At 39.4% G+C, this 7,367-nt stretch carries 7 protein-coding genes; all 7 read left to right on the forward strand.

Features of this window, described 5'->3' with window-relative positions; all coding sequences use genetic code 11:
• A partial coding sequence (locus LHW48_08495; protein ID MCB5260489.1) for an anion permease occupies nt 1-538 on the forward strand: 538 nt, incomplete at its 5' end.
• A gap of 341 nt (nt 539-879) precedes the next feature.
• Entirely contained in the window at nt 880-2,472 is a 1,593-nt protein-coding gene (locus tag LHW48_08500) for a site-specific DNA-methyltransferase (GenBank protein ID MCB5260490.1), read from the forward strand.
• Nucleotides 2,472-3,533, forward strand: coding sequence for a TdeIII family type II restriction endonuclease (locus tag LHW48_08505; GenBank protein MCB5260491.1), 1,062 nt, complete (start codon nt 2,472-2,474; stop codon nt 3,531-3,533). The genes LHW48_08500 and LHW48_08505 overlap by 1 nt, the downstream gene beginning before the upstream one ends.
• Before the next feature lie 49 nt (nt 3,534-3,582).
• Nucleotides 3,583-3,792, forward strand: coding sequence for a hypothetical protein (locus LHW48_08510; protein MCB5260492.1), 210 nt, complete (start codon nt 3,583-3,585; stop codon nt 3,790-3,792).
• 678 nt (nt 3,793-4,470) lie between these two features.
• Nucleotides 4,471-5,661 (forward strand): electron transfer flavoprotein subunit alpha, encoded by a 1,191-nt coding sequence (locus LHW48_08515; protein MCB5260493.1) that lies wholly within the window; start codon nt 4,471-4,473, stop codon nt 5,659-5,661.
• The gene (locus LHW48_08520) at nt 5,658-6,863 is read left to right on the forward strand and encodes an amidohydrolase family protein (protein MCB5260494.1); all 1,206 of its coding nucleotides are present in this window, start codon (nt 5,658-5,660) and stop codon (nt 6,861-6,863) included. Before LHW48_08515 ends, LHW48_08520 begins: the two co-directional genes overlap by 4 nt.
• Nucleotides 6,864-6,869: 6 nt before the next feature.
• On the forward strand, nt 6,870-7,367 hold a 498-nt coding region (locus LHW48_08525; GenBank protein MCB5260495.1), incomplete at its 3' end, for a radical SAM protein.

A 7,367-nucleotide genomic window follows, 5' to 3' on the forward strand; every position in this document is an offset into this window, starting at 1 on the left:
CACCATCGCTATGAGTGCGGGACTTTTCCTGCTGCTGATTTCAGACCGTAAGAAAGTTGAACACATTCTCGCCAGCGACGTAGATTGGGTTACCATCTTCTTTTTCATGGGACTCTTTATGATAGTGGAATCGCTGGTTGCAACAGGATTTATCAATATGATTGCCGAAAGTGTGATGAAAATTACCAAGGGAGAACCACGCTCAACCTCTATGGTGATTCTTTGGGTTTCCAGCACCTTCAGTTCGATAATAGATAACGTGCCCTTTGTTGCCGCAATGATCCCTGTGTTGGAGCGACTAGGAATTCTAATCAACAATCCCGATGCTATGCACCCCATCTGGTGGTCGTTAGCTTTGGGCACCTGTCTGGGCGGCAACGGTACCTTGATTGGAGCGAGTGCAAATATTGTGGCCGTAGGCATTGCAAACCGTAATGGTTACCACATTTCCTTTAAAGAATATACCAAAATTGGTGTTGTATTTACCCTCCTTGCCATTGTCCTGAGTACGGGTTATATCTTGTTGAGGTATTATTAATTATAATCGGGTATAAACCAGCACTATTAGTTGATGGTTTAAGCTAGAACTAGGCATGGTTTAGGCTAGAATGTTCCCTGATTTTCAAGATGATCTCTGCCTAAAGCTTCGATAATGCTTGCCTAAAGCAACAAGAGAGCTAAGTGATTCTTAGAGATATATCCTAATTCCTTAAAAAAGTATATATAACAGTAATTGAAGTTCAGAGAAACGACGATACCATATTGGACAATGTTTTAATACATCATATCGTTTTTTTTGTTGACTATTCTATCTTAATCTTGAGAATGACCTAGAAAAGGGGAAAGTAAAAGACAATGAGCGGTATGGAGCAAATAGCAATGGTACAAGAAGCCAATGATTTTGTTAGTATAAAGGAAGCCAGCAAATGGGCGTCAGAGTATTTAGGCAAGCATGTAACCACTTCTAATATTAGTTATTTAATACAATATGGGCGCATAGAAAAGCATGAGTCAAAAGGTAATACCGTAATATCTCTTAATGAGCTGTCTCAATACTACAAGCGATACACAGGTAGTCGCAAGGAAGAATGGAGGCAACAGCTTGGACATGAATTGAATTGGTCTTTATCTTTTGATCAATATAAAGAATCTGAAACGACAAAACATGTACATCGACTTCACCCTTATAAAGGTAAGTTTATTCCTCAATTAGTAGAGTATTTTCTTGATGACCATACAGATGATTTTAAGAAGAGCGTTTATTTTAATAGAGGGGATATTATTCTAGATCCGTTTGTTGGAAGCGGAACAACTTTAGTGCAATCCAATGAACTTGGCATTCATGCAATTGGCATAGATATATCGTCTTTCAACGTTATGATATCGGGGTGTAAAACCAGAAAGTACAATATAGATATAGTTGAAAACGAAGTAAAACGTATAAATGAAAAATTGAATGAGTTTTTGGCATGCTCAAAGACAGATGAGTTTGAGAAAATTCTTCTCAAGGAATTGTCTGACTTCAACACAAAGTACTTTCCAGTGCCGGAATATAAGTATAAGGTTAGAATTGGTGAGGTAGATGAAAAAAAATATGGAAGGGCAAAGGAAATTGAATTCTTGCCCATCTATAATAGTCTTGTTGAAAAGTATGGGATAAAACTAGCGCATGAAAATCCACGGTCTTTTATGGATACATGGTTTATCCAACAGATCAGAAATGAGATAGATTTTGTTCGCAATGAGATAAGCAAAATAAGAGATACATCAACCAGAAAGCTATTAGCGGTTACCTTAAGTAGAACTATCAGAAGTTGTAGGGCAACAACACATGCAGATTTGGCAACTTTGAACAAGCCAATTACAACAACTTATTATTGCAGGAAGCACGGTAAAATATGCAAACCACTATTCTCTATTAAGAAATGGTGGAATACATATTCTAAAGATACAATCAAACGGATTGCTCAATTTGACATGCTTAGAACAGATACAAAGCAAGTATGCATTACTGGAGATAGTAAAAGCATAAACATCATTGATCAAGTAAGAACGATTGATCCCGATTTTGCAAATCTGATTATGCATAAAAGAATTAATGGTATCTTCTCTTCACCCCCTTATGTTGGGTTGATCGATTATCATGAACAACATGCCTATGCTTATGATACTTTTGGATTTGCTCGTAATGATGATCTTGAGATTGGTCCTATGTTCAAGGGTCAAGGACCAGAAGCCCGACAGAGCTATATTGAAGGAATTAGTGATGTTTTACTAAATTGCAAAAAATATCTAATCGATGGTTACAGTGTTTTTCTGGTTGCCAACGATAAATACAATATTTATCCAGCAATTGCGGAACGAGCAGGCATGGTTATCGTTGACAAGTTTTTGAGACCAGTACTCAACCGTACTGAAAAAGACAAAGGTGCATACTCGGAGATAATCTTTCATCTTAAGGAAAAAAACTAATGACATTACCCAATGATGTAAACCAATCTATTTCTATAGCCGTAATTGAAATACTCAAATCCCGCTTTGATAAGTTCCCTTCGGATTATACGACAAACAGAAATGCACCATTTCATGAAGCATTTCTTAGTGCCTTTAGAGATAAAATGGCAGTCTCAAAGACGGATCCAACACTTCTTGTTAGCTTGAGTAGCTGGTTACATGGGCTAAATACTACTCTTGGACAGAGTTTTTTTGAGCGTGTAGCCAATATTCTATGTGGTGGAGAAAAGAAAGAATGGACATCAAAAAAGGATGGCAATTTGCAAATAAGCCATAAGCAGAAAGAAATTATCAACACAATATGTACCGAACTTAGTAATTCCTCTTGTGTGCCATGCAAAAATAGAGAAGAAAAGCTTATAAATGAAGCTTCGGGTGGAGAATTAGTAAACGCATTAGACTTTAGTGCCGATGTTTTGTTTGTAGATGAAGATGAAACGATAAATGCAATTGAGTTAAAGTCTGTAAAACCCAATTCAGGAGAACTCAGAGGTGAAAAACAGAAGATATTGGAAGGAAGAACAGCACTAAATCATCTGTATAAAGGAAAAAGAGTGAATTTTTTTATTGGCTTTCCTTTTGACCCAACGGTAACTGAAGAAGAAGATGCTTGTAGTTATAATAAAAACCGTTTTCTTAGTAAAATCATAGGTGGAGACAAGTTTTTTGATTCTGATGAAATACTGATTGCCTCAGAATTATGGGATTATTTATCTGGACAACCTAATACTATGCAAAGCATTATTGAATTGATTAACAACATCGCAACAACGGAATTTGAGAGAAAATTTGAACAACTATATAGATATGAGTTTCCATCGTTTGATGCAAAAATGCATTTGCTTGAAGAGTGGAAACTTTACGATGAGCTTAAAATTCAAAAAAACAACGCAAAATTAAGAAAGAAATGTGCTAATATTAGACGGGAAATGAACTATCTTGATCAAGGCTGTTTCGATTCTAAGGGGAAATACAAAACCGAAAGAGTAAAGACCCTTCTTGCAAGAATAGGAGAATAATTCTCAGGCAATGCAATATTGGCAAATCACATAAATGATGGAGGATAGAATGGCAGCCAAAAGACACAAAAATGACACTAGTACTTTTAGAGAATTGGGTTATACTGGGCAGATCAAGTCTCTAAGCGGTCAGATCAATGTTCTGGTTAAAGCTATCAATGCTAATCTTGAAAAAGCTTATGAAGAAGGAAAAAACGTTACCGACAGAAAGCTAAGCATAATAATGCAGCTAAATAGAGCAATAAACCGAATTAAGTGAGCAACAAATACTATTCTTGATTATTTGATTCTACCCCAAAAGAATCACACTTTGCATAGGAAAGCACTACAAACCTCTCCCTTTGAGACGGTATTTCTTGAAAAACAGGAAGTACGCGAAGCATTGTCCACAGTGGAGGTCACATCCATTTGTTCTTTATGTTTCCCAGTTATGGGTTCAGGAAAGCAATCCGAAGACAATATAAGGGTGTTGTGCTTCTAAACTACCAGAAACCTGCTATGTTCATAAGTTTGCATTGCCAACGAAACTTCCTCTGCCAATGGAGTTTTACCTTTGGGGGAAAGTATTGATTGTGCCGATTTCGTAACGCACATTGATGGTGGGGAAGGCCATGATCGGCCTGAAAGATGAATAGCCCCAATTTACCAGCCCAAAGGTGCTTCAGAGAGCACGAAACCGTAGCGGAGCTTTCCGAAGCTCTTATGGGTAGGCATGCCCCTTACTGCCAGGCTCTAGGATGGCAGAAGCGGCTCAAACAAATTTTATAAAAAGATCTGCGGTCTTTGCGGCAAGAGAATATTGCTGTCTCTAAGGCCCGATTCTACCAGGGTGCCAGACATTATGCAAAAGGAAAAATATGAAAGGCATAACAACTGAAATTGCAAAATCCGCTTGACAATTATTGGCAGCAAAATAGCGTAATTCTCAGGAGAATTTATGATCGAAGTTATCCGTGAAAAGTGTGTTGGTTGTGGCGCATGTCTTAAGGCTTGCGCATACAACGCCATCAAAATTGAATCCCAGTTAGCCGAAATTGATACTGATAAATGTGTACTTTGCGGAGCATGCGTACAAGCCTGTCCCTTTGAAGCGATCATCATCCGCAAAAAAACTCAGGAACATATAGATAAAGCGCAATATAGCGGGGTATGGGTATTTGCGGAGCAGCGCGAAGGGGCTATATCCTCCGTAGTGCATGAACTTTTGGGCAAAGGAAGGGAATTAGCGGATCAGCTATCCGGAGAATTGAGCGCTATTCTTTTAGGATACCGTCTTAACGGTTTGGCAGAAGAACTGATTGCCTATGGGGCGGATCAGGTAATAGTAATAGACGATCCCGCTTTGGAACATTTTCGCGACGAAAAATATAGCAAGGCAATGATTTATCTTGCCGATAAGTTTAATCCCGAAATCATTCTGGCAGGTGCGACAGTGATAGGCAGAAGCTTTATTCCCAGAGTAGCCATTAAGCTCAATACGGGCTTGACGGCGGATTGCACAGGGCTGGCAATTGATGAGGAGAGCGGTAACCTGCTACAGACGCGTCCTGCCTTCGGTGGAAATATTATGGCTACGATTGTAACTGCCAATAACCGTCCACAAATGGCAACGGTTCGGCATAAGGTAATGAATCCATTGCCAAGAGATGATTCGCGTAGCGGCATCATAATCTGTGAAGAGTATAACTTCGATATGGAAGAGGATCAAACCAAATATATATCGTTTGAAAAAGAGAAGACCAATCTAATTAATATCACCGATGCGAATGTTGTTGTGGCGGGGGGTAGAGGCATCAAGGAGGCCAAGAATTTTGCCATGATAGAAGAGCTGGCTGCGGCTTTGGACGGAGCAGTGGGAGCTTCGCGAGCTGCGGTTGATTCGGAATGGATTGCCTATTCTCACCAAGTGGGTCAAACCGGAAAGACCGTTAAACCCAGCATCTATATAGCAATAGGCATCTCCGGAGCGATCCAGCATCTGGCGGGAATGAGTTCCTCAGATTACATTGTGGCAGTCAACAAGGATTCTGATGCGCCAATCTTCAAGGCAGCGGATTTGGGCATAGTAGGGGATCTTTTTGAACTTGTACCCAAACTGATAAAAAGGATAAAAGAAATTAGAGCATGAAAATTAAACCAGGCTTAAGCGTAATATCCAGCACCGACATACGGGAAAACGTGGTACTTAACATGGCAAATACGGAGGGAGTAGAGCAGACACTTGAACTGCTAAAAAGCATTGCCTATTCTCCACTTATCAATGCACATGACCACTTGGTGGGTAATTGGGTGCCTCGGGCAGGTGATAAACGTCCCTATCCAAATTCTCATATATGGGTGGAGGACATGAAAAACTCGTTTAGCTTTCATGAGCGCAGCAAATTTTGGCACAATGATGGCTCTTTTCAGCATATGGATCATTCGGCATTAGCAATTGCCAAATTGGGAGCTTACAAGAATCTGTTTTCTGGTTGTAGCATTGTGCATGATCATGGCCCCCTACAGATGGACACTTATTACGACAGTATGCCCATTATAGTTCCCAAGCGCTACCGTCAATGCCACTCCATCACTCTGGGTAACTGGTGGGGAGGAGAAAGTGCTACGCAAGAGATGAAGCTAAGTAAGGGCGAAATGCCATTCATTATTCATCTGGGAGAAGGCAAAGATAATATTACCAAGGCTGAGTTTTCGGAATTGGAGAAACAAGGCTTATTACAAAAAAATACTCTTATGATACATGGCATAGCGTTTACTGATTATGAAATACGGAAGATTGCAATGGTGGGAGCAAGTGTGTGCTGGTGTCCCACTTCAAATTTCTATCTGATTGGTGAGACTTTCGATATTGACTCTGCTTTAAAACACGGAGCAAACGTGGTGATTGGTACCGATTCCACTATGAGCGGTGCAATCAACTTGATAGCGGAGTTTCACACTATTCTAGAGCACTTTCCAAATTTTGAGCTGCGGACTCTTTATAAAATGGTGACCGAGAACGCAGTGAAAGCTCTGTATTTGGACGGTAGATATGCCAAATTGGATACTCAAAATACGAATAATCTGTTATTAACCGACCTAATAGATAAAGATCCATTTCAAAACCTATTGGGATTGGATATGGCAGCAATTAAGCTTTTACTGGTTGATGGTGTGCCTCGATATGGCGATAGTGAGTTTTTGGATATGTTTGAATCTCCTGAAGCAGAGTATACTCTTTTTAGAACCGGAAACCGTGAAAAGTTTGTTATTGGAGATCCGCTGGAAATTAACGAAGAAATAGATGCCGCCTTGGGTTACCATAAAGATTTTCCATTTTTACCTTTTTAGATTGGCGTGAAGCACTTAGATATTTGTCAGATTTTCTACAGCCTGCAGGGAGAATCCAGTTATATGGGCATGCCTTGTATATTTGTACGGCTTTCTGGATGCAATCTAAGGTGCAGTTATTGCGATACCCAATATTCCTACCAAAGCGGGAAAAGAATGCACTTTGACACAATATTAGAACAAATTGATAAATATCCTGCTAAACTAGTGGAACTAACCGGAGGAGAACCATTATTACAAAAACAAAGCAATTCATTTATGCAGCTTTTGATAGAAAAGGGGTATACTGTATTGCTTGAAACAAATGGTTCATTAAGTATTGGAGATGTACCACAAGAAGTAGTTAAGATATTGGATGTAAAATGTCCTGGAAGCGGAGAAGAGAACAGCTTTTTGCTTGCTAACTTGAAATTAATGACTTCAAAGGATGAACTGAAGTTTGTGCTAACGAGTGATCAGGATTATTGTTATGCGCGAGAATTCATCCATAAACACAGCTTGCAG

Source organism: Candidatus Cloacimonadota bacterium, from assembly GCA_020532355.1.
In the GTDB taxonomy this organism is placed as follows: Bacteria; Cloacimonadota; Cloacimonadia; order Cloacimonadales; family Cloacimonadaceae; genus UBA5456.

What these genes read in the sequence shown, in the direction of transcription:
- LHW48_08500 (MCB5260490.1), top strand. Translation starts at nt 880, where the DNA reads ATGGTACAAGAAGCCAATGATTTTGTTAGTATAAAGGAAGCCAGCAAA.
- LHW48_08505 (MCB5260491.1), top strand. Translation starts at nt 2,472, where the DNA reads ATGACATTACCCAATGATGTAAACCAATCTATTTCTATAGCCGTAATT.
- LHW48_08510 (MCB5260492.1), top strand. Translation starts at nt 3,583, where the DNA reads ATGGCAGCCAAAAGACACAAAAATGACACTAGTACTTTTAGAGAATTG.
- LHW48_08515 (MCB5260493.1), top strand. Translation starts at nt 4,471, where the DNA reads ATGATCGAAGTTATCCGTGAAAAGTGTGTTGGTTGTGGCGCATGTCTT.
- LHW48_08520 (MCB5260494.1), top strand. Translation starts at nt 5,658, where the DNA reads ATGAAAATTAAACCAGGCTTAAGCGTAATATCCAGCACCGACATACGG.